At 68.4% G+C, this 22753-nt stretch carries 19 protein-coding genes and 1 pseudogene; 12 read left to right on the top strand and 8 right to left on the bottom strand.

Translation table 11 applies throughout. The features are described 5' to 3' along the window. Nucleotides 1-207: pseudogene (locus K1Y73_RS16445) on the top strand (bifunctional methylenetetrahydrofolate dehydrogenase/methenyltetrahydrofolate cyclohydrolase); the annotation flags it as partial. 31 nt (nucleotides 208-238) lie between these two features. Here K1Y73_RS16445 and pdeM read toward each other — a convergent pair. Beyond that, nucleotides 239-892 carry a ligase-associated DNA damage response endonuclease PdeM gene (pdeM, locus tag K1Y73_RS16440; protein WP_225029396.1) on the bottom strand — a complete coding sequence of 218 codons (654 nt, stop codon included), beginning with the start codon at nucleotides 890-892 and terminating at the stop codon, nucleotides 239-241. Between the two features lie 219 nt (nucleotides 893-1111). After that, complete coding sequence (locus K1Y73_RS16435) at nucleotides 1112-3502, bottom strand: ligase-associated DNA damage response DEXH box helicase (protein WP_225029395.1); 2391 nt, start codon at nucleotides 3500-3502, stop codon at nucleotides 1112-1114. Nucleotides 3503-3718: 216 nt separating this feature from the next. Here K1Y73_RS16435 and K1Y73_RS16430 point away from each other — a divergent pair, with 216 nt between their 5' ends. The 6 genes from K1Y73_RS16430 (at nucleotide 3719) to K1Y73_RS16405 (ending at nucleotide 9537) form a co-directional block, all read left to right on the top strand. After that, entirely contained in the window at nucleotides 3719-4531 is an 813-nt protein-coding gene (locus tag K1Y73_RS16430) for a TIGR00282 family metallophosphoesterase (protein ID WP_225029394.1), read from the top strand. Continuing rightward, on the top strand, nucleotides 4528-5469 hold the full coding sequence (locus tag K1Y73_RS16425) for a DMT family transporter (RefSeq protein ID WP_225029393.1): 942 nt from the start codon (nucleotides 4528-4530) through the stop codon (nucleotides 5467-5469). Before K1Y73_RS16430 ends, K1Y73_RS16425 begins: the two co-directional genes overlap by 4 nt. Continuing rightward, nucleotides 5457-7247 carry an SLC13 family permease gene (locus K1Y73_RS16420; RefSeq protein ID WP_225029392.1) on the top strand — a complete coding sequence of 597 codons (1791 nt, stop codon included), beginning with the start codon at nucleotides 5457-5459 and terminating at the stop codon, nucleotides 7245-7247. Before K1Y73_RS16425 ends, K1Y73_RS16420 begins: the two co-directional genes overlap by 13 nt. Beyond that, a complete protein-coding gene (locus K1Y73_RS16415; RefSeq protein WP_225029391.1) occupies nucleotides 7247-7609 on the top strand; it encodes a hypothetical protein in 363 nt (120 codons plus the stop codon). The genes K1Y73_RS16420 and K1Y73_RS16415 overlap by 1 nt, the downstream gene beginning before the upstream one ends. 92 nt (nucleotides 7610-7701) lie before the next feature. Beyond that, a complete protein-coding gene (locus K1Y73_RS16410) occupies nucleotides 7702-8442 on the top strand; it encodes a YebC/PmpR family DNA-binding transcriptional regulator (protein WP_225029390.1) in 741 nt (246 codons plus the stop codon). Between the two features lie 147 nt (nucleotides 8443-8589). After that, complete coding sequence (locus K1Y73_RS16405) at nucleotides 8590-9537, top strand: lysophospholipid acyltransferase family protein (RefSeq protein WP_225029389.1); 948 nt, start codon at nucleotides 8590-8592, stop codon at nucleotides 9535-9537. A gap of 48 nt (nucleotides 9538-9585) precedes the next feature. Here the strand turns inward: K1Y73_RS16405 and K1Y73_RS16400 are convergent, their stop codons facing one another. Next, nucleotides 9586-10467: a LysR family transcriptional regulator ArgP gene (locus tag K1Y73_RS16400; protein ID WP_225029388.1), complete on the bottom strand. Its 882-nt coding sequence runs from the start codon at nucleotides 10465-10467 to the stop codon at nucleotides 9586-9588. Between the two features lie 166 nt (nucleotides 10468-10633). Between K1Y73_RS16400 and K1Y73_RS16395 the strand changes: the two genes are divergently transcribed. The 3 genes from K1Y73_RS16395 to K1Y73_RS16385 all read left to right on the top strand — a co-directional run bounded on the left by K1Y73_RS16395 (nucleotide 10634) and on the right by K1Y73_RS16385 (nucleotide 13740). Further along, nucleotides 10634-11236, top strand: coding sequence for a LysE/ArgO family amino acid transporter (locus tag K1Y73_RS16395; RefSeq protein WP_225029387.1), 603 nt, complete (start codon nucleotides 10634-10636; stop codon nucleotides 11234-11236). Between the two features lie 23 nt (nucleotides 11237-11259). Further along, nucleotides 11260-12186: a DMT family transporter gene (locus K1Y73_RS16390; RefSeq protein WP_225029386.1), complete on the top strand. Its 927-nt coding sequence runs from the start codon at nucleotides 11260-11262 to the stop codon at nucleotides 12184-12186. A gap of 114 nt (nucleotides 12187-12300) precedes the next feature. After that, a complete protein-coding gene (locus K1Y73_RS16385) occupies nucleotides 12301-13740 on the top strand; it encodes a DUF2793 domain-containing protein (protein WP_225029385.1) in 1440 nt (479 codons plus the stop codon). 31 nt (nucleotides 13741-13771) lie between these two features. Here K1Y73_RS16385 and K1Y73_RS16380 read toward each other — a convergent pair whose 3' ends face one another. Continuing rightward, nucleotides 13772-14683: a glycosyltransferase gene (locus tag K1Y73_RS16380; RefSeq protein WP_225029384.1), complete on the bottom strand. Its 912-nt coding sequence runs from the start codon at nucleotides 14681-14683 to the stop codon at nucleotides 13772-13774. Nucleotides 14684-14871: 188 nt separating this feature from the next. On the opposite strand from K1Y73_RS16380, the gene K1Y73_RS16375 reads away from it, so the two are divergent. Continuing rightward, nucleotides 14872-18294 (top strand): hypothetical protein, encoded by a 3423-nt coding sequence (locus tag K1Y73_RS16375; protein ID WP_225029383.1) that lies wholly within the window; start codon nucleotides 14872-14874, stop codon nucleotides 18292-18294. A gap of 55 nt (nucleotides 18295-18349) precedes the next feature. Here K1Y73_RS16375 and K1Y73_RS16370 read toward each other — a convergent pair whose 3' ends face one another. Together K1Y73_RS16370 and K1Y73_RS16365 are read right to left on the bottom strand one after the other, a co-directional pair. Further along, nucleotides 18350-19006, bottom strand: a complete 657-nt coding sequence (locus tag K1Y73_RS16370; protein WP_225029382.1) for an ABC transporter ATP-binding protein — start codon at nucleotides 19004-19006, stop codon at nucleotides 18350-18352. Nucleotides 19007-19029: 23 nt separating this feature from the next. Further along, on the bottom strand, nucleotides 19030-20412 hold the full coding sequence (locus K1Y73_RS16365) for a hypothetical protein (RefSeq protein WP_225029381.1): 1383 nt from the start codon (nucleotides 20410-20412) through the stop codon (nucleotides 19030-19032). Nucleotides 20413-20619: 207 nt separating this feature from the next. Here K1Y73_RS16365 and K1Y73_RS16360 point away from each other — a divergent pair, with 207 nt between their 5' ends. Further along, nucleotides 20620-21462 carry an ABC transporter permease gene (locus K1Y73_RS16360; RefSeq protein WP_225029380.1) on the top strand — a complete coding sequence of 281 codons (843 nt, stop codon included), beginning with the start codon at nucleotides 20620-20622 and terminating at the stop codon, nucleotides 21460-21462. Nucleotides 21463-21473: 11 nt separating this feature from the next. Here the strand turns inward: K1Y73_RS16360 and K1Y73_RS16355 are convergent, their stop codons facing one another. Together K1Y73_RS16355 and K1Y73_RS16350 are read right to left on the bottom strand one after the other, a co-directional pair. Continuing rightward, nucleotides 21474-22430, bottom strand: a complete 957-nt coding sequence (locus K1Y73_RS16355) for an NAD-dependent epimerase/dehydratase family protein (protein WP_225029379.1) — start codon at nucleotides 22428-22430, stop codon at nucleotides 21474-21476. A 92-nt stretch (nucleotides 22431-22522) separates the two neighbouring features. Continuing rightward, nucleotides 22523-22753: hypothetical protein (locus tag K1Y73_RS16350; protein WP_263626665.1), on the bottom strand; the 231-nt coding region annotated here is incomplete at its 5' end.

Below are 22753 nucleotides of genomic sequence, written 5' to 3'. Positions count from 1 at the left end.
GACGTGGGCATCAACCGCATCGAGCGCGACGGCAAGGCGAAGCTCGTCGGCGACGTGCATTACGCCAGCGCGGCCGAAGTGGCCGGCGCGATCACGCCTGTGCCGGGCGGGGTGGGCCCGATGACCATCGCCTGCCTGCTGGCCAACACCCTGACCGCCTGCTGCCGGGCGCATGGCTTGCCCGAGCCGGAGGGGCTGACGGCCTAAGCCGCCCAGAAGGGCGGCGCCTGAGCCTGGCTCAGCCGCCCTGCCGCGCCGGGATCGCCAGCAGCCGCGGCCCGGTCAGCACGGCCAGCGCCTCGGGCCGCATCAGCCCGGCCAGCGCGGGATCGGTGCAGGACATGCCGCCGGTGTAGGCGCCATAGGCCGGCATCACGATCCGGTCGCGATCGGTCAGGAAACAGGGTTTCCGCGTGCCGGCCAGCCGGGCTTTGGGGTGGTAATGGCCGGAAATCTCATGCCGGGCGCCGGGCTGCGCGATATGGCGGAAGGTCAGCGCGCCGATCCGCGCCTCGGCCCGATGGCTGCCGCCCAGCGCCAGCGGGCCGGGGTCGTGATTGCCCTCGATCCAGATCCAGTCCCGGCCCGCCATCAGCCGGGCAAGCCACAGCGCCTCGGCTTCGGGCAGCTCTTCGGCGGCGGCGAGGTCGTCGAACGTGTCGCCGAGACAGAGGACGGTCGCCGGCGCCAGCGCCTCGATATCGGCATCCAGTTTTGCCAGCGTGGCCTGGCCCTCATAGGGCGGCAGCAATGCGCCGCCGCGCCGGGCGAGGCGGCCCGAGCGGCCGAGATGCAGATCGGAGACGGCCAGAAGCCGCTGCGCGGGCCAGTAGAGCCCGCCCGAGGGCAGGGCCTGCAGCGTCTCGGGGCCAAGGGTCAGGGGATGAGCCATGGCGCGATTTGCCCCGGACCGCCACCGATCGGCAAGGGGGGCTGCGCAAAGGACGGCTTCGCCGCAGTCTTTTGTCTCGCCTCTGGCCTGCGGCCAACCGGCTCGGGTCTGCGCGCCGCGCGGGGATATTTACCGACAGATGAAAGCTGTATCTGCTTCTTCCTGGCTGCCTTCCTCTCTGTACAAATATCCCGGGGTCCGGGGCAGAGCCCCGGGGCGTCAGGCCAGACCTGCGGCCTCCATCAAGGCGCGGGCAGCGCTTTCGGCCAGCCTTTCGCGCCCGGCGCCCTGGATCGGCACTTTGCCGGGTTCGAGAAACAGCGGCGCGGCGAGCGGCGAGACGCGGGGAAGGCGGACAAGGTCGATGCGGCCATCGGTGCGGGCCAAGAGTTGCTCGATCCGGGAAAAGTCGATCAACCCGCGCATCGCCTCGTCACGGGTGATCTGCAAGAGCAGATGCCCGGGATCGTAGCGGCGCAGCGTGTCATAGAGGATGTCGGACGAGAAGGTGGCCTGCCGGCCGGTCTTGCGGGCGCCCTGATGGCTGCGCTCGATCAGCCCGGCGATGATCGCGACATTGCGGAAGCTGCGTTTCATCAGCGCGCTGTCCTGCAGCCAGGTTTCCAGCCCGCGGCGCAGGGCTTCGGGGGCGAAAAGCGGCACGGGGTCGGTGACCGCTTCCAGTCCCCAGATCAGCGTGGCGTAATCGGTGGCGACGAAGCCCAGGGGGGCCAGGCCCTGCGCCTCCATTTCCTTGGTGACCAGCAGGCCCAGCGTCTGCTGGCCGTTGCGGCCGGCGAAGCCGTAGATGCACAGGTGTTCGCGGCCTTCATAGGGAAAGCTTTCCAGCAGAAGCCGCCCGGGTTCGGGCAGGCGCGAGACCCGGGCCTGCAGCGCCAGCCAGTCGGCCGTGGCGGCGGGCAGGCCGGGCCAGCCGGGGGTGTGGAACAGCCGCAGGATCCGTTCGGACAATTGCGTCGAGGTCGAGAATTTCGAGCCGTTGAAGACGGCGATCTTCGGGTCGCGGCCGGGCGCGCGGCTGACCTCGACGGTCAATTCGTCCAGGCCTTCGTAGCGCACCACCTCGCCGCCGATCAGGAACGTGTCGCCGGGCGTGAGGGTCGAGGCGAAATATTCCTCGACCTCACCCAAGGGGGTGCCGCCGCGGCCGCGCAGGCGGACCTTCAGGGTTTCGGTGTCGACGATGGTGCCCAGGTTCTGGCGGATCAGCGCGGCGGCGCGCGGGTCGCGCAGGTGCCAGAGGCCTTCGGTCTGTTTCAGCCGCTGCCAGCGGTCATAGGCGCGCAGCGCATAGCCGCCGGTCGCCACGAAATCGAGCGTGGCGTCGAAATCCGCGCGGGTCAGCGCGTGATAGGGGCCGGCGCGGGTGACCTCGGCATAAAGGTCGTCGGCGGCGAAGGGGGCGGCGCAGGCGGCGATCAGGATATGCTGGCACAGGACGTCGCGCGGGCCCGGCGGGCGGGGGTCGCCGTCCAGGTCGTGGTCGCGCACGGCTTGCAGCGCGGCCTGGCATTCCACCACTTCAAAGCGGTTCGCGGGCAGGATCAGCGCCTTCGAGGGCGCGTTGTAGCGGTGATTGGCGCGGCCGATCCTTTGCACCAGACGCTTGACGTTCTTGGGCGCGCCGACCTGGATCACCAGATCGACATCGCCCCAGTCAAGGCCCAGATCCAGCGTGCCGGTGCAGACGACGGCGCGCAAGCTTCCCGCGGTCATCGCCGCCTCGACCTTCTGGCGCTGTTCGCGCGCGAGCGAGCCGTGATGGATGGCGATGGGCAGGTTTTCGGTATTCGCCAGCCACAGGTCGCGGAAGAACAGCTCGGCCTGGGCGCGGGTGTTGTGGAAGATCAGCGTGGTGCGATGGGCGCGGACCTGATCGAGGATCGCCGGAATGGCGTAGCGCCCGCCGCCGCCGGCCCAGGGCGGGGGCGTGTCGGTTTCCAGCATCGCGATATCGGGCCCGGGGCCGGGATCGGCCAGAAGAAGGCCGGTCTCGGGGGAAAGAAGCCGGGCCAGCGCGGGCGGGTCTTCGACCGTGGCCGACAGCGCCACGCGGCGCAGGCCGGGGGAAAGGCTTTGCAGGCGCGACAGCAGCAGCAGCAGCTGGTCGCCGCGCTTCGATTCGGCCAGCGCGTGGAATTCGTCCAGGATCACCCGCTGCAGGCCGGCGAAGACCCGCGGCGCATCGGGATAGCTGAGCAGCAGCGCCAGGCTTTCGGGCGTGGTCAGCAGGATATGCGGCGGGTCGGCGCGCTGGCGTTTGCGCTGGGTTGCGGGCGTGTCGCCGGTGCGGTCCTCGACCCGGATCTGCAGGCCCGCGCCCTCGATCGGGCGGGTCAGGTTGCGGCGGATATCGGCGGCCAGCGCCTTCAGGGGCGAGATATACAACGTGTGCAGGCCGGGCGGCGGGGTGGTGCCCAGTTCGGCCAATGTGGGCAGGAAGCCTGCAAGCGTCTTGCCGGTGCCGGTGGGCGCGATCAGGAGCGTCGCCGGAAGGGCGGCGCGGTCGAGCATCGCCTGCTGATGGGGGTGCAGCGCCCAGCCCTGAGTGGCGAGCCAGTCGGCGAGGGGGGCGGGCAGGGCGGTCATGTGCAGAAGGTAGGCGCGGGCGGCGGCGCGTCAACCGGCTGCGACGGTTTCCCGGGCGGCGGTGTCGGCCGCGGGCTTGCGGCGCGGGCCCTGCGGGCCTAAGGCGGAAGGGCCTGTGGCAGAGCCCGGGGGGTTTTGCACCCCCCGGACCCCCCGCAGGATATTTAGAGACAGATGAAGGCAGGGGTGCCGGACGCGGGGCCCTTTGGGGATGCGATGCGGCTGTTGTTTCTGGGCGATGTGATGGGACGGACGGGCCGGGCGGCGATCGCCGAGCGGCTGCCGAAGCTGCGCGAGGCGTGGCGGCTGGATTTCGTCGTGGTCAATGGCGAGAATGCCACGGGCGGCATGGGGCTGTCGGCCGATCATGCCCGCGGCATTCTGGCGGCGGGCGCCGATGTGGTGACGCTGGGCGACCATGCCTTCGACCAGAAGGACATCGTGCCGCTGCTGGAGCAGGAGCCGCGGATCCTGCGGCCGATCAATTACTCGAAACTGGCGCCGGGGCGCGGGGCGCGGGTCTATGACGCGCCGGGCGGGCGCAAGGTTCTGGTGGCGCAGGTTCTGGGCCGGGTGTTCATGAAACAGCCCTTCGACGATCCGTTCTCGGCGATCGAGCCGGTGTTGAAGGCGCATCCTTTGGGTGGCGCGGTGCAGGCGGTGGTGGTCGACATCCATGCCGAAGCCACCAGCGAGAAGATGGGCATGGGCCATTGGTGCGACGGGCAGGCAAGCCTGGTCGTGGGCACGCATACCCATGTGCCCACCGGCGACGCGCAGATCCTGCCGGGCGGCACTGCCTATCTGAGCGATGCCGGGATGTGCGGCGATTACAACTCGGTCATCGGGATGGAGAAGCTGGAGCCGATGCGCCGCTTTGTCACCGGCATGTCGAAGGCGCGGTTCGAGCCGGCGGCGGGCGAGGCCACGCTGTCGGGCGTGTTCGTCGAGACCGATGACCGGACGGGGCGGGCGCTGCGCGTGGCGATGGTGCGCCAGGGCGGGCGGCTGCAGGACGCCGCGCCGTGACAGGCGCGCGGGCCTGGGCCCTGCCGGCGGTGCTGCTTGCGGTGGGCGTGGGCTGGGGCGCCACGCAGCCTTTGGGCAAGATCGCGACATCGGGCGGGGCGGGGCCCTTTGGGCTGATCTTCTGGCAGCTGGTGGTCTGCGTGCTGGTGCTGGGCGGCCTCACGCTGGCGCGCGGCAAGGGTCTGCCGCTGACCTGGGCGACGCTGCGCTTTTATCTGATCGTGGCGGTGCTGGGCACGCTGGTGCCGAATGCGACCTTCTATATCTCGGTCAGCCGCCTGCCTTCGGGGATCATGTCGATCCTGATTTCCACCGTGCCGATGCTGGCCTTTCCGATCGCGCTGTTGTTGCGGACCGAGCGATTCTCGGTCCGGCGGCTGGGCGGGTTGGCGCTGGGGCTGGCGGGGGTGGCGCTGATCGCCCTGCCCGGAACAAGCCTTTCGGGGCCCAGCCTGCCCGATCCGGCGATGGCGGCCTTCCTGCCGCTGGCGCTGGTGGGGCCGCTGTTCTATGCGCTGGAGGGCACCTATGTCGCCCGGTTCGGCACGGCCGGCATGGATGCGGTGCAGGCGATGTTCGGCGCCTCGGTCGCGGGGCTGGTGCTGTGCCTGCCGATGGCGCTGGCGTTGGGACAGTTCTACCTGCCCTTTCCGGCCGGGCGGGCCGAGGCGGCGCTGGTGCTGTCTTCGGCGCTGCACGGGCTGCTTTATGCCAGCTATGTCTGGCTGGCGGCCCGGGCCGGTGCGGTTTTCGCGGCGCAGACAAGCTATATCGTCACCGGGTCGGGCGTTCTTTGGGCGATGCTGCTGCTGGGGGAAAGAATTTCTCCGCTGGTGGGGCTTGCGCTTGTGATCATGCTCTGCGGTGTGGCATTGGTGCGGCCAAGCGGCCGGAAAACCGTGAGCGACACAAGGCAAGGATTGGAATGTTCGGCCTGACACTGCCTGCCGAAGCGATGCCCTGGATGGCGCTTCTGATCCTTGCCGTCATGTTCACCCTTTTCGTGCTTGAAGCCCTGCCGGTCGAGGTGACCGCGATCGGGGGGGCGGCGACAATGATGGTGCTGGGCATCCTGCCGGTGAAGGAGGCGGGGGCCGTGCTGGCCAATCCTGCCCCCTGGACGATCGCGCTGATGTTCCTGGTGATGGGGGGGCTGGTGCGCACGGGGGCGGTCGAGATGATCATCCGGGCGGCCGAGCGCCATGTCGAGGGCCGCCCGACCGCCACCATCGTGGTGCTGTTCCTGTTCGTCGGCGTTGCCTCGGCTTTCATGAACAACACTCCGCTGGTGGCGGTGATGATCCCGGTCGTGATCCAGATCGCGGTCGGCCTGGGCAAGTCGCCGTCGAAATTCCTGATCCCGCTGAGTTACATGACCGTTCTGGGCGGCATGATCACGCTGATCGGCACCTCGACCAATCTGCTGGTTGACGGGGTGGCTGCGGGCGCGGGCCTGGCGCATTTCGGCCTGTTCGAAGTCGCGCCCCTTGGCATCGCCGTGACGCTGGTGGGCGGGCTGTATCTGCTGATCTTCAGCACGCGGCTTCTGCCGGACCGCCAGTCGATGGGGGTCCTGCTGAGCGACCGCCGCAAGATGAAGTATTTCACCGAAGTCGCCATTCCCGAGGACAGCCCGCTGATCGGCCAGCACCCGCGCGAGATCGACATCTTCCGGCGCGACGGGGTGCGGCTGATCGACGTGCTGCGCGGCGATGCCTCGCTGCGGCGCGATCTGGATCCGGTGCGGCTTGAAGCCGGCGACCGGGTGGTGCTGCGCACCGAGATGACCGAACTGCTGGACCTGCAGCGCCGCACGGACGTGCATCTGGTGGACAAGCTGTCCTCGGTGAAGACCGAGACGGTCGAGGTGCTGATCGGCCCGGGCTGCCGGATGGAAGGCCAGAAGCTGGGCGATCTGCGGCTGCGGCGGCGCTATGGCGTCTATGTCCTGGCCGCGCATCGCCGCAACCAGAACATCGGCCGGCAACTGGACGATCTGGTGGTGCGCATCGGCGACACGCTGCTTCTGGAAGGGGCGATCGAGGATATCCAGAAACTGGCGGCGGACATGGATCTGGTCGATGTCTCGCGCCCCTCGATCAAGCCCTTCCGCCGTGCCAAGGCGCCGATCGCCATTGCGGCGCTGGCCTTCATCGTCTTTCTGTCGGCCTTCGATCTGGCGCCGATCCAGGCGCTGGCCTTCGTGGCGGTGGCGGTGATCCTGGTCACGCATTGCGTCGACAGCGACGAGGCCTTCGGCTTCATCGACGGCCGGCTTCTGGCGATGATCTTTGCCATGCTTGCGGTGGGCCAGGGGTTGGACGAATCCGGCGCGGTCGGGATGATCGTCGCGGCCGTGTCGCCCTGGCTGGCCGATCTGTCGCCCTTCCTGCTGATCCTGGCGGTCTATTTCATCGGGCTGGTGCTGACGGAGTTCCTGTCGAACAATGCGGTCGCGGTGATCTACACCCCCGTCGCGATCGAGCTGGCGCGCAGCCTGGGCTATGATCCGCGCCCCTTCGTGGTGGCGGTGATGTTCTCGGCGACGCTGGCCTTCGCCACGCCGGTGGGCTATCAGACCAATATGATGGTCTACGGTCCCGGCGGCTACCGCTTTACCGATTACGTCCGCATCGGCCTGCCGCTGAACCTTCTGATCATGCTGGTCGTCTCTGCCCTGATCCCGCTGTTCTGGCCCCTGCACGGACCCTTGTGATGCGCTTTGCCCTGGCTTTCCCGCTTCTGCTTTGCACCGCCTGCGCCGCGATGGAAGCGCGCCAGGTTCAGCCCGAAAGCCTGCGGCTGGACACGACCACGCTGCATCTGCGGCTGACCGACGGGACGCTGTGCGAGGTGAACTGGCAGGCCGCGCCCGCGGGCCGGCTGGACGGATGCGGGCCGGGTTACGGCTATGCGGTCGAGGTCGAGCAAAGCCCCAATCTGGCGCGGCAGCTGGTCGAGGGCCTGTTCCTGGCGCTGGGCGCCGAGAAGGCGCTGGCGCCGATGGCCGAGGTGGTGATCACCGATCCGGCCGGGGGCGACTGGGTCTTCACCTCGCCCGGACCGCTCGAGCGCTAGGGGCGCGTCCGCCAAGGCGCCTGGCGGGGTTGCCAGCCGCGGCATTGCCGGTGTAGACGGGCCCACCACCGAAAAATCACCGGAGTAAGGCCATGGCTGGCCATTCGAAATGGGCGAACATCCAGCACCGCAAGGGCAAGCAGGATAAGGCGCGCTCGGCAGCGTTTTCGAAACTGTCGAAGGAAATCACCGTCGCCGCGAAGATGGGGATGCCCGACCCCGACATGAACCCGCGGCTGCGTCTGGCGATCAAGGCCGCCAAGGCGCAATCCATGCCGAAGGACGTGATCGACCGCGCGATCAAGAAGTCGCAGATGGGCGATGCGGCGGATTACAGCGAGATCCGCTATGAAGGCTATGGCGCGGGCGGCATTGCGATCATCGTCGAGGCGCTGACCGACAACATGAACCGCACCGCCTCGAATGTGCGCAGCTATTTCGCCAAGGCGGGCGGCAATCTGGGGCAGACCGGCTCGGTCAGCCATGGTTTCGACCGGCTGGGCGAGATCACCTATCCCGCCAGCGCCGGGTCGGCCGACGATGTGATGATGGCCGCGATCGAGGCCGGGGCCGATGACGTCGAAAGCGACGAGGACGGCCACTGGATCTATTGCAAGGTCGAGGATCTGTCGGCGGTTTCCGATGCGCTGGAAAAGACGCTGGGCGAATCGACCGAGGCCAAGCTGGTCTGGCGGCCGCAAAGCCGCACCGAGGTGGATCTGGACACCGCGCAAAAGCTGATGCGGCTGATCGACCTGCTGGAAGAGGATGACGACGTGCAGACCGTCACCCATAATTTCGACGTCCCCGAAGAGATCGCGGCGCAGCTGTAAGCCTGCCGCCGCCTGGCTGCGACGGGCCTTTGCCTGTCGCGGCTCCGACGCGGCCCGATACCTTCGCGTCATCGCCCTGTGATCCTGCGCTGGCAGGATGCCAACCACTCCGCCCGCAATGCGGAGATGAGTCGCAAGAGGTGGCAGATGACCGATATGGCGCGGGTCCAGACCCTGGGGGCGGTTGCGGCCGATGCGGCCCCGGCGGCGCCTGTCGCCGCTGCGCCGCCGCCGCCCGCCTTGTCGGATGTGGTCTTCACCTATTCGCATGACGGCCAGTCGCGGTTTCGCCGCCGGCTGATCCGGCTGATCGAGGCGGCCTCGGGGCGCAACAAGCTGGAGCGGCTATATCGCGCCTGGCGGCAGCGGCCGCAGGTCGTGCCCGAACAGATCTTCACCGCGGCGATGCGCGAATTGGGGCTTTGGCCCGAATTCACCGAAGGGTCCTATGCGCGGGTCCCGAAAGAGGGGCCGCTTCTGGTGGTGGCGAACCATCCGTTCGGCATCGTCGACGGGCTGACCATCGGCCATCTGATCGCGACGGTGCGGCCGGATGTGAAGCTGATGGTGCATTCGCTGCTGTGCCAGCCGCCCGAGGCGAAGGATGCGCTGCTGCCGGTGGATTTCGGCCCGGGCCCCGAGGCGCGGCGCACCAGTGCCGAGACGCGGCGGCTGGCGGTCGATTGGCTGGATCGCGGCCATGTTCTGGTGATCTTTCCCGCCGGCGGCGTGGCCACGGCGCGCAGGCCCTTTGCGAAACGGGCCGCCGATGCGGCCTGGCATCCGTTCATCTCGCGCCTGGCGGGGCGGCCGGGGGTGCGGGTGCTGCCGGTCTTCATCCATGGCCAGAATTCGCGGCTGTTCCAGGTGGTCAGCCATTATTCCTATCCGCTGCGCGTGGCGCTGATCTTCCGCGAGACGACGCGGCGGATGGGCCGTGCGGTGCGCATCGCGGTGGGCGAGCCGCTGGAGATGGACGGCGCGGCGAAGGAGGGGATCGTGGCGCGGCTGCGGGCGGCGACCTTTGCCCTGGCCGGCGGGCAGGGGCCGGCGGCGAATGACGAATTCGTCTTCCCCCGGCGCATCCGCTGGTAACCGGCGCGGGGCGCGATTTTTCGTCGAAAAATCGGATCGGCGCGCCGATCAGATCAGGGTGCGTGCGGCCGCGTCGCGCAGGGCTGCCGTCAAGCCGCGCAGCGCGGGCGCGGCCAGCCGGGTGAATTGCCAGAACAGCGGCACGTCCAGGGGCTGATCGCCCGCGATCTCGACCAGATCGCCGCGTTGCAGCGCGCCCGCCACCAGGCAGTCGGGGTTCAAGGCCCAGCCCAGGCCCAGCCGGCAGGCCTCGACAAAGCCCTGTGACGAGGCGATGCGGTGGCAGGGCAGGGCCGCGCGCAGCAGGGCAGGGTCCACCGCCTGCGCGGCCCAGCGGTGCTGCAGCCGGTCCTTTTCGGAAAAGGTCAGGGCCGGGGCGTGGATCAGGGTTTCCGCCGTGACACCTTGGGCGAACCAGCGGGCGGCGAAGCCGGGGCTGGCCGTCGCGCGATAGCGCAGCGCCCCCAGCGCCAGCGTGTCGCAACCGGCCAGCGGCCCGGGCTGGTTGGTGATCGCCGCCGCCACCTCGCCCCGGCGCAGCCAGTCCTGGCTGACATCCTCGTCATCAATCACCAGATCGAACAGAAACCCCTCGACCTGCGCCAAAGCGGGCATGACCCAGGTCGCCAGACTGTCGGCATTGACCGCGATGCGCAGCCGCGCCGGGCCGGCGGCCAGGCCCGGCAGGTCGCGCGCCAGATCGCGTTCCAAGAGCGCCACCTCGTCATGATGGCGGATCAGCCGCAACCCGGCCTCGGTGGCGCGGCAGGGCGGGCCGCGGCGGATCAGCAGGGCGCCGGCCAGATCCTCCAGCGCCTTCAGCCGCTGCGAGATGGCCGAGGGCGTGACATGCAGTTCCGCCGCGGCGGCTTCGAATGAGCCCTGGCGGTGGATGGCGGCAAGGGCGGCAAGCTGGGCGGGGGCAAGCATGGGCGGGGCTTTCGCTTGGGTGGCCTTGGGGCCGGATTAGCCAGACTTAATCCGATGCAGAATGATTAAATTGCACTGATGCGGCGGCAGGTCTAGGGCAGGCGCGACACCCGGAGGATATCGTGACAGGCCTGACCCGACTGCCCGCCCGCGAAAGTGCCCCGCGATGATCGAGGCCGCTCTTGCGGGATATCTGACCGCGCTGAGCCTGATCCTGGCGATCGGGGCGCAGAATGCCTTTGTGCTGCGCCAGGGGCTGCGGCGGGAACATATCGGCTGGGTGGTGGCGATCTGTGCCGGCTCGGATGCGGTGCTGATCGCAGTGGGCGTGGCGGGGTTCGGCACGCTGTCGCGCCTGGCGCCCTGGCTGGGCGAGGCGATGCGCTGGGCCGGCGTGGCCTTTCTGCTGGTCTATGGCGCGCTGCGCCTTGCCGCGGCGCGGCGCGGGGGCGAGGCGCTGATGCCGGCCTCGGCCAGGCCCGCGCCGCTGGGCCGGGTTCTGGCCACCTGTCTGGTGCTGACCTGGGCCAATCCGCATGTCTGGCTGGATACGGTCGGGCTTCTGGGCGCGATCTCGGCGCAATATGCCCCGCATGGCCTGGCCTTCGGGATCGCGGCGGCGCTGGGCTCGGCCAGTTTCTTCAGCGCGCTGGGCTTTGGCGCGCGGGCGCTGGCGCCGGTTTTCGCCCGCCCGCAAGCCTGGGTGCGGCTGGAGATCGGGGTCGGGCTGACGATGTGGGCCCTTGCCGCAGGGCTTGCCTTTTCCTGAACCGCGGGCTCATGGTCGCCCGCATGACGAGCATCAGCAGCGCACAGGCCCGCAACAGCGATCTGGGACGTCCGATCGAGGGAGCGGCCTGGATGCTGTTGTCCGGCCTGGCCTTCGTGGGCGTGAACGGGGTGGTCAAGTCGCTGGGCACCGACCTGCCGGCGGCGCAATCGGCCTTCATCCGCTTTGCCTTCGGGCTGGTCTTCTTCCTGCCGGTGCTGCCGCGGCTGCTGCGGTCGGACTATCCGCCGCGGGTCTGGTGGCTGTTCGGCTGGCGCGGGGCGCTGCATGTGACGGCGGTGATCTTCTGGTTCTACGCCATGGCGCGGGTGCCGGTGGCCGAGATGTCGGCGATCGGCTTCCTGAACCCGATCATCGTGCTGGTCATTGCCGGCCTGTGGCTGGGCGAGCGGCTGACGGCCCAGCGTCTGAGCGTGGTGGCGCTGGCGCTTCTGGGTGCGCTGGTGGTGCTGCGGCCGGGCTTTCGCGAGATCACGCCCGGCCATCTGGCGCAGATTGCCGCCACACTGGCTTTCGCGGCCAGCTACACCCTTGCCAAACGGCTGAGCCTTTATGCACCGGCGGGACTGATCGTGGCCGTCCTGTCCTTTACCGTGACGCTGGGCCTGTTGCCGCTGGCACTGTGGAGCTGGGTTCCGGTCAGCCTGGCGCAGCTTTTCTGGCTGGGCGTGGTGGGGGCGTTGGCGACGGTGGCGCATTACGCGATGGCGCGGGCCTTTGCCGCCACGCGGCTGGCGGTGACCCAGCCCATCGTCTTTCTGCAGATCGTCTGGGCCGCGGCCCTGGGCAGTCTGGTCTTCAACGAGCCGCTGGACCCCTGGGTGATCGCCGGCGGCGGGATCATCATCGCGGCGATCAGCCTGAACATGATCGCCGAGGCGCGGCGGCGCCGCCAGGCACCGCCGGCCGATCTGGGCGTTGCGCCCTAGGCCCGCGCGGCGCGCGGCCCGGTTACCTTGCGGAAGGGCTGTTTTCCTAGGGTCGCCCGTCAAGGCGCCCGGCGGCGCCACCTGGCGTTTCACGGCCATCCCGCGGAGGTTCACATGCCCGATGACACGACGATCCTGGGGCTTCCCCTGATCCTGGCTTCCCAGGCTCAGAAACACGTCACCCATAACGAAGCCCTGGCGATGCTGGATGTGGCGGTGCAGCTGGCGGTGATCAACCGCGACCAGACCACGCCGCCGGCCCTGGCCGTGCCGGGCGACCGGCATATCGTGGCGCCGGGCGGGCTGGTCGAGTGGGCGGGGCAGGATGGCGCGATCGCGCTGATGACCGCGACCGGCTGGCAGTTCACCGCGCCCCTGCCGGGCTGGCGCGCCCATGTGCTGGCCGAGGCGCAAAGCGTGGTCTTCGACGGGCTGGCCTGGGTTGCGCCCTCGGAAAGCGCGATGCGGGTGGCGCAGCTGGGGGTCTCGGCCACGCCGGATGCCAGCAACCGGCTGGCCGTGTCGGCGCCGGCGGTGCTGCTGAACCATGCCGGGGCGGGGCATCAGCTGAAGATCAACAAGGCGGCGGCGGGCAATACGGCCAGCCTGCTGTTCCAGACCGGCTTTTCCGGCCGGGCCGAGATGGGCACGGCGGGCAGCGACGATTTCTCGGTCAAGGTCAGCGCCGATGGCGCGGCCTGGGCGACGGCGTTCAGCGCCGCGGCGGCCTCGGGCGAGGTGACGCTGCCGCGCCCGCTGCATCTGGGCGGCCAGGCCAGCGACCCGGTCAGCCCCACGAATGGCATGCTGTGGCTGAACACGACCAGCGGCGAATTGTGCGCGCGGCTGCAGGGCGCCACGGTCAGCCTGGGCGCGGGCGGCGCGCTGGGACCGGCGGATTTCTGGGCCTGCTCGCGCTTCGGGTCTGCGGCGGCGGGGGCGGGGGTGTTTCAGGGCGCTGCCATCTCAAGCGGGACGAACAGCAACGCGATCCCCGCCGCGGCGCTGTCGGGGCTGAACCCGTTCGGCACCTTCCTGCGCTCGTCCACGACGGCGAACAGCGGCTTTCGCTACTTCAGCAACACCGCCAGCGACTATTTCGGCGCCGCCAGCCGCAAGTTTCGCGGCAAATGCCTGTGGCGGGCGACCTCGGGCAATACGGTGCGGCTGGGCTTTCACAATGCGACCACCAGTGCGGACAGCGACAATGGCGCCTATTTCGAGATCGCCGCCGATCAGATCCGCGCCAAGACCGCCGCGGCTTCGGTGCGCACGACCCATGGCACGACCTATACGCTTTCCGTGAACGCGCTTTACACCTTCGATATCGAAGTCGATGCGGCGGCCAGCGCGGCGCGGTTCCGGGTCTATGAGAATCTGGATCTGACGCCGGTGCTGGACGTGTCGATCGCGACCACCCTGCCGGTGACCAGCGGCAATGCCTTCGGCGCCGGGGTGGTGGCGACGAATTCGACCACCACGGCCAGCGATCTGATCATTCTCTATGAGCTGGGCGTCGGCACTTTGCCCGGGTTCCGCCGGGCCGAGGGCTGAGCGGGGGCCAGATCGGGCGCCAGATCTGGCGCTAGATCCGCCCCAGGCAGGCCGCGGCCAGCATCAGCGCCGTTCCGGCCCGGCTGGAGCGGCGAAGCCCGATCCGGTGCAGCGCCAGGGCGCGGGCGGGGCCGGCGGCGGGGGCGGCCAGGAAGGCGGCCAGCTGGTGGCGGGCCTCGGGCGTCAAAAGGTCGGCCACCCGCTGCAGCGCCCGGGCCTGGGCCAGCATCTGCTGCTTCCAGGTTCCGTCCAGCACCTGGGCCAGCCGCCGCCCGGCGCCGCGCCCGCCGCCCGATCCGCCCAGCGCATTGGCCTGATGCTGGCGGTAGCGCGCCATCGGCCTTGGGTCCAGCACCAGCCGCCCCCCCGCCCCGGCGACCAGCTGATAAAGCCACCAGTCGTGATAGGCGATGCCTTCGGGCACCCCGGCGCGGCGCACCAGCGCCAGCGCTTCGGGGTTCAGAATCGTCGTATGGCCGCCGAACAGGTTCTGGCACAATGCGGCAGCGAAGCCAGGTTTTGCCGCATTTGCCGACGAGGCCCGCAGCAGCTTCAGATCGGCATCGACCAGCATGCTTTCGGCCGCATAAAGCAGCGGACCCGCCCCGGGCGTGGCCGCGATGCGGCGCAGGCCGCGCGCCAGCTTGCCTTCCAGCCAGACATCGTCCTGATCGGCCAGCGCCACGGGGCCGGGCGGCAGATCGGGATGGCACAGCGCCGAAAGGAAGTTGGCGGCCGCCCCCTGCTGCGGCCCGCGCACCAGTTGCACCGGGAAACGGCGCGAGAATTCTTCAAGGATCGCAAGGGTTTCGTCGGTCGACCCATCATCCGACACGAACAGCCGCCAGGCCCGATGGCTTTGCGCGGCCAGGCTTTCCAGCTGCTCGGGCAGATGCGCCGCACCATTGCGCGTCGCCATCACGATGGTCACGACCTCTGCCACTTGCCCCGTCCGGCTGCCTTACCCCACCCCGTTCTGATGGCCCAAACCGCGGCCCGGCGCAATCGGTCAAGATTGATGTGAATGCGTCCACAAGGCCCCGGCTTGGCCCGGCCCTGTCCATCACCGCGCTCTTTCCTGCCGTCATGAAGGCAACAGCAAGGCGCCACGCCAGGCTGGGGAGACCGAAGATGCCGATGTTCACCGTTGTCGAGACTTTCACCAATGCGCCGGTCAATCTGATGTCCGGGATCGCCGACATGCTGATCACCGAACAGGGCGGCAACCGGATGCTGTACGCGGCAAGCCGGGCGGGCGGCGGGGTTCTGGCCTTTGACATCGACGCGGGCATGGTTCTGGCCGACACGCTGAGCTTCAACATCTCGACCCAGCTGCCGGCCGAACCGACGCTGGATCTGATCGAGGCGAACGGCCTGCCCTATCTGGTGGTCAGCGGTTCGAACCGGGCGACGCTGTTGAGCTACCGGATCGAGGGCGCCGGCACGCTGGGCCGGTCGTTCCAGCCGGCGGGCGGCCCGGTCGGGGTGATTTCGGCGCAAAGCGTGGTCGTGGTGAACGGGACCCAGTACCTGTATGCCGCGCGCAGCAATGACGGGTCGGTCTGCGCCTATCGGATGGCGGCGGATGGCACGCTGACGCAGCTGCAGGACCTGTCGCTGGGCAGCGATCTGCAAGGCGTGAACATTGCCGAGATGACCGAGCTGCGCGCCGGGGCCGGGCGGTTTCTGGCGGTGGCCTCGCTGGGTTCGGACCAGATCAGCCTGCTGCGCGTCGCGTCGAACGGCACGCTGTCGGTCGCCGGCAGCCTGGGCGCGGCGCAGGGCCTGGGCATTGCCGATCCGAGCGGGCTGCAAGCGATCACGCTGCAGGGCCAGACCTATCTGCTGGTCGCCTCGGGCGGGTCTTCGTCGCTGAGCGTGATCCGGGTCGATGCCTCGGGCGCGATGACGGTGGCCGACCAGCTGATCGACACGCTGGACACGCGCATGCAGGGGCTGCATTGCGTGGCGGCCACGGTGACCGGGGGCCGCGCCTTCATTCTGACCGGCGGTGCCGATGGCGGGGTGGAACTGTTCACGATGCTGTCGGACGGCCATCTGGTTTCGGTCGCGCAGCAGTTGCAGCTGCCGGGCATGGCGCTGGACGACATCAATGCGATCGTCCTGAACGTTGCGGGCAATGCGCTTGAGGCATTCGTGGCCGGCGAAGGCACCGGGATCACCCGCCTGTCGCTGGACCTGGCGCAATTCGCGACGCCGATCCTGGGCGGGGCCGGGGCCGACACGCTGACCGGGGGGGCGCTGGCCGATCTGATCGAAGGCGGCGCCGGCAATGACCTGCTGCGCGGCAATGCGGGGGATGACATCCTGTCGGATGGTGACGGGCAGGACCAGCTGTCGGGCGGCGCCGGCGCCGATCTTTTCGTTCTCGGCGCCGATGGCCGGTCGGATGTCATCGTCGATTTCCAACCGGGCATCGACCGGCTTGACCTGTCGCTCTGGGGCATGCTGCTGGACACATCCGCCGTCACCATCACGCCCATGAGCTGGGGCGCCCGGCTGAGCTATGGCGACGAGATCCTGGACATCCGCAGCGCCAACGGCCTGCCGCTGAGCGCGGCGCAGATCCTGGCCGCGGATCCGTTCAGCATGTGGCATGGCTCGACCGTCGTGGCCAACGCGACCTCGGTGATCGGCAGCGATCAGGACGATTTTCTGGCCGGCAGCGGTTCGCGCGCCTGCAGCTACAGCGGCCTGTGCGGGGACGATACCCTGTCGGGGCGGTCGGTCATCGAAAGCTTCGATGGCGGCGAGGGGCGCGATTGCGTGACCTATTGCGATGCCACGTCGGGCCTGCGGGCCGATCTGCAAACGCCGTCCAGCAACACCGGCTTTGCGGCGGGCGACAGCTTCGTCAGCATCGAGGATCTGAGCGGTTCTGCCTATTCCGACACGCTGGCGGGCGATGCGGGTGCGAACCGGCTTTGGGGCGAGGCGGGCAATGACAATCTCTACAGCCGCGATGGGAACGACTCGCTTTATGGGGGCGAGGGCAATGACACGCTGACCGGAGGGGCTGGAGCCGACCGGCTGGATGGCGGTGCAGGCAGCCGCGACCGGGCGCAATACAGCGATGCGACGGTGGGGCTGCGGGCCGACCTGCAATCGGCGAACACGAACACCGGCTTTGCCGCGGGCGACAGCTATGTGGGCATCGAGGATCTGTGCGGTTCGGCTTTTGCCGATACGCTTCTGGGCAATGCCGGGGCGAACATGATCTGGGGCGTCGATGGCGATGACGTGCTGATCGGCCGCAATGGCGATGACACGCTGTCGGGCGGCGCGGGCAATGATCGGCTGATCGGCGGCGCCGGGGCCGACCTGCTGGATGGCAGCACCGGTGCGCATGACCGGGCGGAATATGGCGATGCCACGGCCGGGCTGCGGGCCGACCTGCAATCGCCCGGCGCGAACACCGGCTTTGCCGCCGGCGACCGCTATGTCGGGATCGAGGATCTGTGCGGGTCGGGTTTTGCCGATACGCTTCTGGGCAATGCGGGCGCCAATATCATCTGGGGCGGGGCAGGCAGTGATGCGCTTTATGGCCGCGACGGTGCCGACACGCTTTATGGCGGCGACGGCAATGATATTCTGGGCGGGGGCGTCGGGGCGGACCGGTTGGATGGTGGGGCGGGCACGCGTGACCGCGCGGTCTATAACGATGCCGGTGCTGGCCTGCGGGCCGACCTGCAGACCTCGGGCACCAATACCGGGATCGCCGCGGGCGATACCTATGTCGGCATCGAAGATCTCAGCGGCAGTGCCTATGGCGACACGCTGGCGGGCGACATCCTGGCCAATATGCTGTGGGGCGGCGCGGGCAACGATTTGCTCTTTAGCCGCGACGGCGCCGATACGCTTTATGGCGGCGAGGGCGATGACACGCTGACCGGCGGCGCCGGGGCGGATTGGCTGGATGGCGGCGCGGGCGCGCATGACCGGGCGCAATATACCGACGCAACCTCTGGGGTCCGGGCCGATCTGCAAGCGCCTGGCAGCAACAGCGGGTATGCGGTTGGCGACAGATATGTCGGGATCGAAGATTTGAACGGCTCGAATTTCGCCGACACGCTTCTGGGCGACGGCGGGGCCAATGCGATCTGGGGCGGCGCGGGCGACGACCGGCTGTATGGCCGGCTGGGCGCGGATACGATTTATGGCGGCAGCGGCAATGACATTCTGATCGGCAATGAGGGCAATGACGTGCTGGTCGGCGGCGCGGGCAAGGATTGCTTCGATTTCGACCGGGTGCTTGGGGCAAGCAATGTGGACCGTATCGCCGATTTCGTGGCGGCCGATGACACGATCCGCCTGGATGACGCGGTCTTCTCGGCAATGACGGCGGGCGCCCTGTCCAGCCGCGCCTTCGGCATCGGCAGCACGGCCACCAGCGCCGCCCAACGCATCCTGTACAACCCGACCAGCGGGCAGATCTTCTACGATGCCGACGGCTCGGGCAGCGGCGCTGCGGTGCTGTTTGCCACGGTCGCCCCCGGCACCGCGCTGAGCGCCGCCGATTTCGTGGTGATCTGAACGCCAGCTGCCGCGCCCCATGCCGCGGCACAGGCGGCGCGCGCGGTGCGGGGGCCTAGCTCAGAATCCGCTTCTCGTACCAGCGGATCCCTTCCTCGACATCCTCGAAATAGGTCAGGACGCCCGCATCCAGCACCGCCACGGCCGAGCAAAGTTCGCGGATCGCGCCCATGGAATGGTTGACGACAATGGCACCGGCATTGTCCATCCGCTTGCGAAACACCTCGTTCGAGCGGTTGCGGAAGGCCGCGTCGCCCACGGCGGTGACTTCGTCGACAAGATAGGTGTCGAAGGGAATGCCCATCGACAGGCCGAAGGCCAGACGCGAGCGCATGCCCGAGGAATAGGTGCGGAAGGGCAGGTTGAAATGCTGGCCCAGCTGGGCGAATTCCTGGGTGAAGGCGACCAGTTCCTCGCAATCCACCCCATAGATGCGCGCGACATAGCGGCAATTCTGCGCGCCGGTCAGGTCGGGGTGAAAACTGCCGGCAAAGCCCACCGGCCATGAGATCGAGCCGCTGATCTCGATCTGGCCCGAGGTCGGATCCTGGGTGCCCGCGATCATCTTCAAAAGCGTCGACTTGCCGGCGCCGTTGCGCCCCAGAAGCCCGACCGAGGTGCGCGACGGAAAGGTCAGGGTCGCGTTTCGGATCACGGTTTTCACCACGCCCGACATGCGATAGGTCTTGGTCAGATCAATCAGCCGTATCATTCCGGGGCGCCCCGACCCTTCGGCTAGCGCCGGTCCCGCAGCGAATAGTACAGCAGCGCCCCGATCGACCAAAGCATCGTCGCCAGAAAGCCCAGCGTGATCAGGATGATCGGGCGGTTCGGATCGCGCGAGCTTTCGGCCGAGGTGGGCAGGATATGCGCCGCAAGGAAGCGGGTCTGGCGCCGCGCCTCGCTGATCGCAACTTCATGCGCGCCGCGGGCGGATTGATAGGTCGCCTCGGCGAATTCCTGATCGACGCGCAGCTTTTCATATTCGGAGACGATATCGGCCATGACCGTGCCATCGCCCGCCGTCGGGCCACCGCCCAGCTTGGCGCGTTCGGCGCGGATCTGGCCCTCGATCACCTCGATCCGCCGCTTCAGCGGCGCCACGCGCGGGTCGGTTTCCGAGGTGCTTTCCAGCAGCAGCTGCAGGTCGATCCGGGTCTGGGCGGCGCTTTGTTCCAGCGCGCTGACCAGCGTCATCTGCGCGGCGGCATCGGCGGCGGGATCGACAAGCTGGTACTTGTTGCGGAAGGCGGTCATCGCCTGGCGCGCGGCGATCAGCTGCACCCGGGTGGTTTCCAGCTCTTCGGCGCTGAAGCGCACCGCATCCTGCAGCGCGGCCTCGTTCAGCTGGTTGATCATCACCGTCGACTTGTCGAAGATCAGCTGGGCGATCTTCTTGGCATCCTCGGGATCGAAGGCGCGCACCCGCACCTCGATCAGCCGGGTCGCATTGTCGTAATGCACCCGCACCATGCGCTGCCAGTAATCCAGCAGATCCTCGATCGGTTGATCCTCGCCCAGCCGGAAGACGATGTCGCGCTGCGGCTTGTTCCAGACCTGGCGCAGGTCGATTTCGCGGTCGATCTCGGCCACCAGGCTTTGGCTGTAGATGTAGCGATAGATGATGTCGGTATCGGGCGAGGACGAGCCCGAGAAACTGGCCAGGCCGGTGATCAGCGAAAAGGCGGAATCAACGCTTTCGCGCTGCACCGAGAAGCCCAGCGTCGAGGCATATTGGTCCTGCGCCACCGCGTAGAGATACCAGGTCGAGACCACCAGCGGCGCGACGACCAGGCCCGCGAAGGATGCGATCAGCCCCTTGTGCCGCCGCTTGAGGCGGCTGGGCGAGGCCGGCGCCCAATCGCGCACCGGCGCGGCGGCGCCGGGCGCCGGCTCTTTCGCCGGCGGAACGATCTTGGGCGCTGTGGGCAAGGCGGGTGCAACCGGACGCAGGGCGCTGAAGGGCGCGGTCGGCGGCTTTTCGGGGCGTTTGTCGGGCGCGGCCGCGACGCGGACGGGCGCAACGGCGGCCGGGGCGGCCGGAGGAACGGCGGTCAGAACCGGCTTTGCAGCCGCGTCCCGCTCAGCCTTGGGTTCGGGCGTCTGAGAGGGGGGCACAGATACGCTCACTTCATCCTTCGGCAAAGCCTGGGTCTTCTTCGGCTTCTACAGCCATTCCGGGCCCACGACCAGCGTCTTGCCACCGGGCGCGCCGAAGATTGCCGATACTGTGGCGCTTGCGCTTGCCGGCACCGGCAGAAGACTTATAGTTCGGGCCGATCGCAGCGGCCAGGGCCGCCGGGCCGGACCAGGACCGAACACAGCATGACCATGACAGCCGAACCGTCGGGACCGCCGTCGGTGCCGCCTTCCGGCAGGCCCGCCGCGCGCAGGCGTCCGCGGCAGTTTGCCAGCCTGCGCTGCATCGGCGCGCTGATGCTGCGCGAGATGGCGACGACCTATGGCCGGTCGCCGGGCGGCTATGTCTGGGTGCTGCTGGAGCCGATCGCCGGCATCGCGCTTCTGACCTTCGCCTTCTCGTTTCTGTTCCACAGCCCGCCGATCGGCGTGTCGTTCGAGCTGTTCTATGCCACCGGCATGCTGCCCTTCGTGTTCTTCACCACGGTCTGCAACCGCGTGGGCGGGGCGATCACCTTTTCACGGCCGCTGCTGCTGTATCCGGCGGTCACCTTCGTCGATGCGATCATCGCGCGCTTTGCGGTGAACATCCTGACCGAGTTTCTGGTCTTCAGCATCATCATCACCGGGATTCTGACGATGTTCGACACCCGCGCGGTGCTGGATCTCCGCTATATCGGGCTCAGCCTGTTCCTGGCGGGCACTTTCGCGCTGGGGGTGGGGTGCCTGAATGCCTATCTTTTCCTGCGCTTCCATATCTGGCAGGTGTTCTGGTCGGTGATCTCGCGGCCGCTGTTCCTGATCTCGGGGGCGATGTTCACCTATGACCATCTGCCGGCCCAGGTTCAGGGCGTGCTGTGGTACAACCCGCTGATGCATGCGGTGGGCACGATGCGCGCGGGGTTCTATCCGTCTTACGACGCCAGCTATACCTCGCCGCTCTATGTGATCTGCGTGTCGCTGATCCTGATGGTGACCGGGCTTGTGCTGCTGAAATGGCAGATCAAGTACCTGCTGTACGAGGTCTAAGCGCGGCCCCGTCAGCCCTTTGCCGCAAGGCGTTGGCGCAGATCGGACAGAAGATCGGCAATGCCCTGGTCCAGCCCGATCACCGGGCGCCAGCCCAGCAGGTCGCGCGCCTTGGCGATGTCCAGCACATTGCGCTTCACGTCGATGCTGCGGGGGGGCTTGTAGTTCACCGGAACCGGCTGGCCCAGCTTGCCCGAAATCACCCGGATCAGATCGTTCAGCGATGTGCCCTGGCCCGAGCCGATATTGATCTCGGTCCCGCGGATGTCGTCGCGCAGCCCGGCGGCCAGAAAGGCCTCGGCCACGTCGCGCACGTCGATGTAATCGCGCTCGACGCTGCCATCGCCCCAGATCTCCAGCGGGGTGCCGCGCAGCGCATGGGCGCAGAACGTGGTCAGCGCGCCCTGGGCCTTGCTGATGTTCTGCCCGGCGCCAAAGGGATTGGCCACCCGCAGGGTGACAGTGGACAGGGCGCCGGCGCCCGGCCCCGGACCAGGGCCTGTGGCGGCATCGTAAAGCCGCATGTATTTCTCGCAGGCCAGCTTCGAGATGCCATAGGCGGTGATCGGATGGGTCGGCGCGGTTTCCGGGATCAGTGCCAGATCGGCGGGGCCATAGACCATGCCGCCCGAAGAACAGTACACGACGCGCCGCACCTGCGCCTCGCAGGCAAAGTCCAGCAGGCCCAGCGTGCCAATGATATTCTCCTGCGCGTCGCGCAGCGGGTTCAGGTTCGCCTCGCGCGCGAAGCCGGTGGCGGCCAGATGAAAGACGCAGTCGACGCCGGCCATCGCCTCGCGCATCACCGCATGGTCGAAGAAACTTCCCTGGAAATAGGCAATGCTGCGATCCGCCTGCGGATCGGGCACCACGTCCAGATTGCGGATCTCGATTCCCTCGGCCAGCAGCCGGCGCGTCAGCGCCTTGCCGATGAAGCCGCTGCCGCCGGTGATCAATGCGCTTCGCATGGGCCTGGTCATCACACTCTCGTCACTTCGCAAAGGCCCGCGCGCGACGGGGCGCGCGGGGCGGGGGCAGGGGCCGGCCGTCCCGCCTCGGCTTAGCCGGGCTTGCGCCGTGTCGGACTGAACCAGCGCAGCGGCGCGGTGATCCGCCACGAGCGGGAATTGCGGAATTCGGCCTGGATGCGCTGGCGTTCGCGGGTGACTGCCTCGCGCATCTGGCGCTGTAATGTGGCTTCGCGTTCCTGCGCGATGCGGGCCATGCCGGCCAGGTCGCGCACGGCCGTGTCGCGCTGGGCGGCGGCCTGGTCGCGCTGGGCGGCAGCCTG

The organism is Xinfangfangia pollutisoli (assembly GCF_020179405.1).
In the GTDB taxonomy this organism is placed as follows: domain Bacteria; phylum Pseudomonadota; class Alphaproteobacteria; order Rhodobacterales; family Rhodobacteraceae; genus Pseudogemmobacter; species Pseudogemmobacter pollutisoli.
The sequence above is the reverse complement of the archived record's forward strand: the minus strand, read 5'-3'. Positions and strand labels throughout refer to the sequence as shown.

Bases quoted from the DNA above. Each gene is read 5' to 3' on its own strand.
- pdeM (WP_225029396.1), bottom strand. From the start codon at position 892: ATGGCTCATCCCCTGACCCTTGGCCCCGAGACGCTGCAGGCCCTGCCC.
- K1Y73_RS16435 (WP_225029395.1), bottom strand. From the start codon at position 3,502: ATGACCGCCCTGCCCGCCCCCCTCGCCGACTGGCTCGCCACTCAGGGC.
- K1Y73_RS16430 (WP_225029394.1), top strand. From the start codon at position 3,719: ATGCGGCTGTTGTTTCTGGGCGATGTGATGGGACGGACGGGCCGGGCG.
- K1Y73_RS16420 (WP_225029392.1), top strand. From the start codon at position 5,457: ATGTTCGGCCTGACACTGCCTGCCGAAGCGATGCCCTGGATGGCGCTT.
- K1Y73_RS16415 (WP_225029391.1), top strand. From the start codon at position 7,247: ATGCGCTTTGCCCTGGCTTTCCCGCTTCTGCTTTGCACCGCCTGCGCC.
- K1Y73_RS16410 (WP_225029390.1), top strand. From the start codon at position 7,702: ATGGCTGGCCATTCGAAATGGGCGAACATCCAGCACCGCAAGGGCAAG.
- K1Y73_RS16405 (WP_225029389.1), top strand. From the start codon at position 8,590: ATGACCGATATGGCGCGGGTCCAGACCCTGGGGGCGGTTGCGGCCGAT.
- K1Y73_RS16400 (WP_225029388.1), bottom strand. From the start codon at position 10,467: ATGCTTGCCCCCGCCCAGCTTGCCGCCCTTGCCGCCATCCACCGCCAG.
- K1Y73_RS16395 (WP_225029387.1), top strand. From the start codon at position 10,634: ATGATCGAGGCCGCTCTTGCGGGATATCTGACCGCGCTGAGCCTGATC.
- K1Y73_RS16390 (WP_225029386.1), top strand. From the start codon at position 11,260: ATGACGAGCATCAGCAGCGCACAGGCCCGCAACAGCGATCTGGGACGT.
- K1Y73_RS16385 (WP_225029385.1), top strand. From the start codon at position 12,301: ATGCCCGATGACACGACGATCCTGGGGCTTCCCCTGATCCTGGCTTCC.
- K1Y73_RS16375 (WP_225029383.1), top strand. From the start codon at position 14,872: ATGCCGATGTTCACCGTTGTCGAGACTTTCACCAATGCGCCGGTCAAT.
- K1Y73_RS16370 (WP_225029382.1), bottom strand. From the start codon at position 19,006: ATGATACGGCTGATTGATCTGACCAAGACCTATCGCATGTCGGGCGTG.
- K1Y73_RS16360 (WP_225029380.1), top strand. From the start codon at position 20,620: ATGACCATGACAGCCGAACCGTCGGGACCGCCGTCGGTGCCGCCTTCC.
- K1Y73_RS16355 (WP_225029379.1), bottom strand. From the start codon at position 22,430: ATGCGAAGCGCATTGATCACCGGCGGCAGCGGCTTCATCGGCAAGGCG.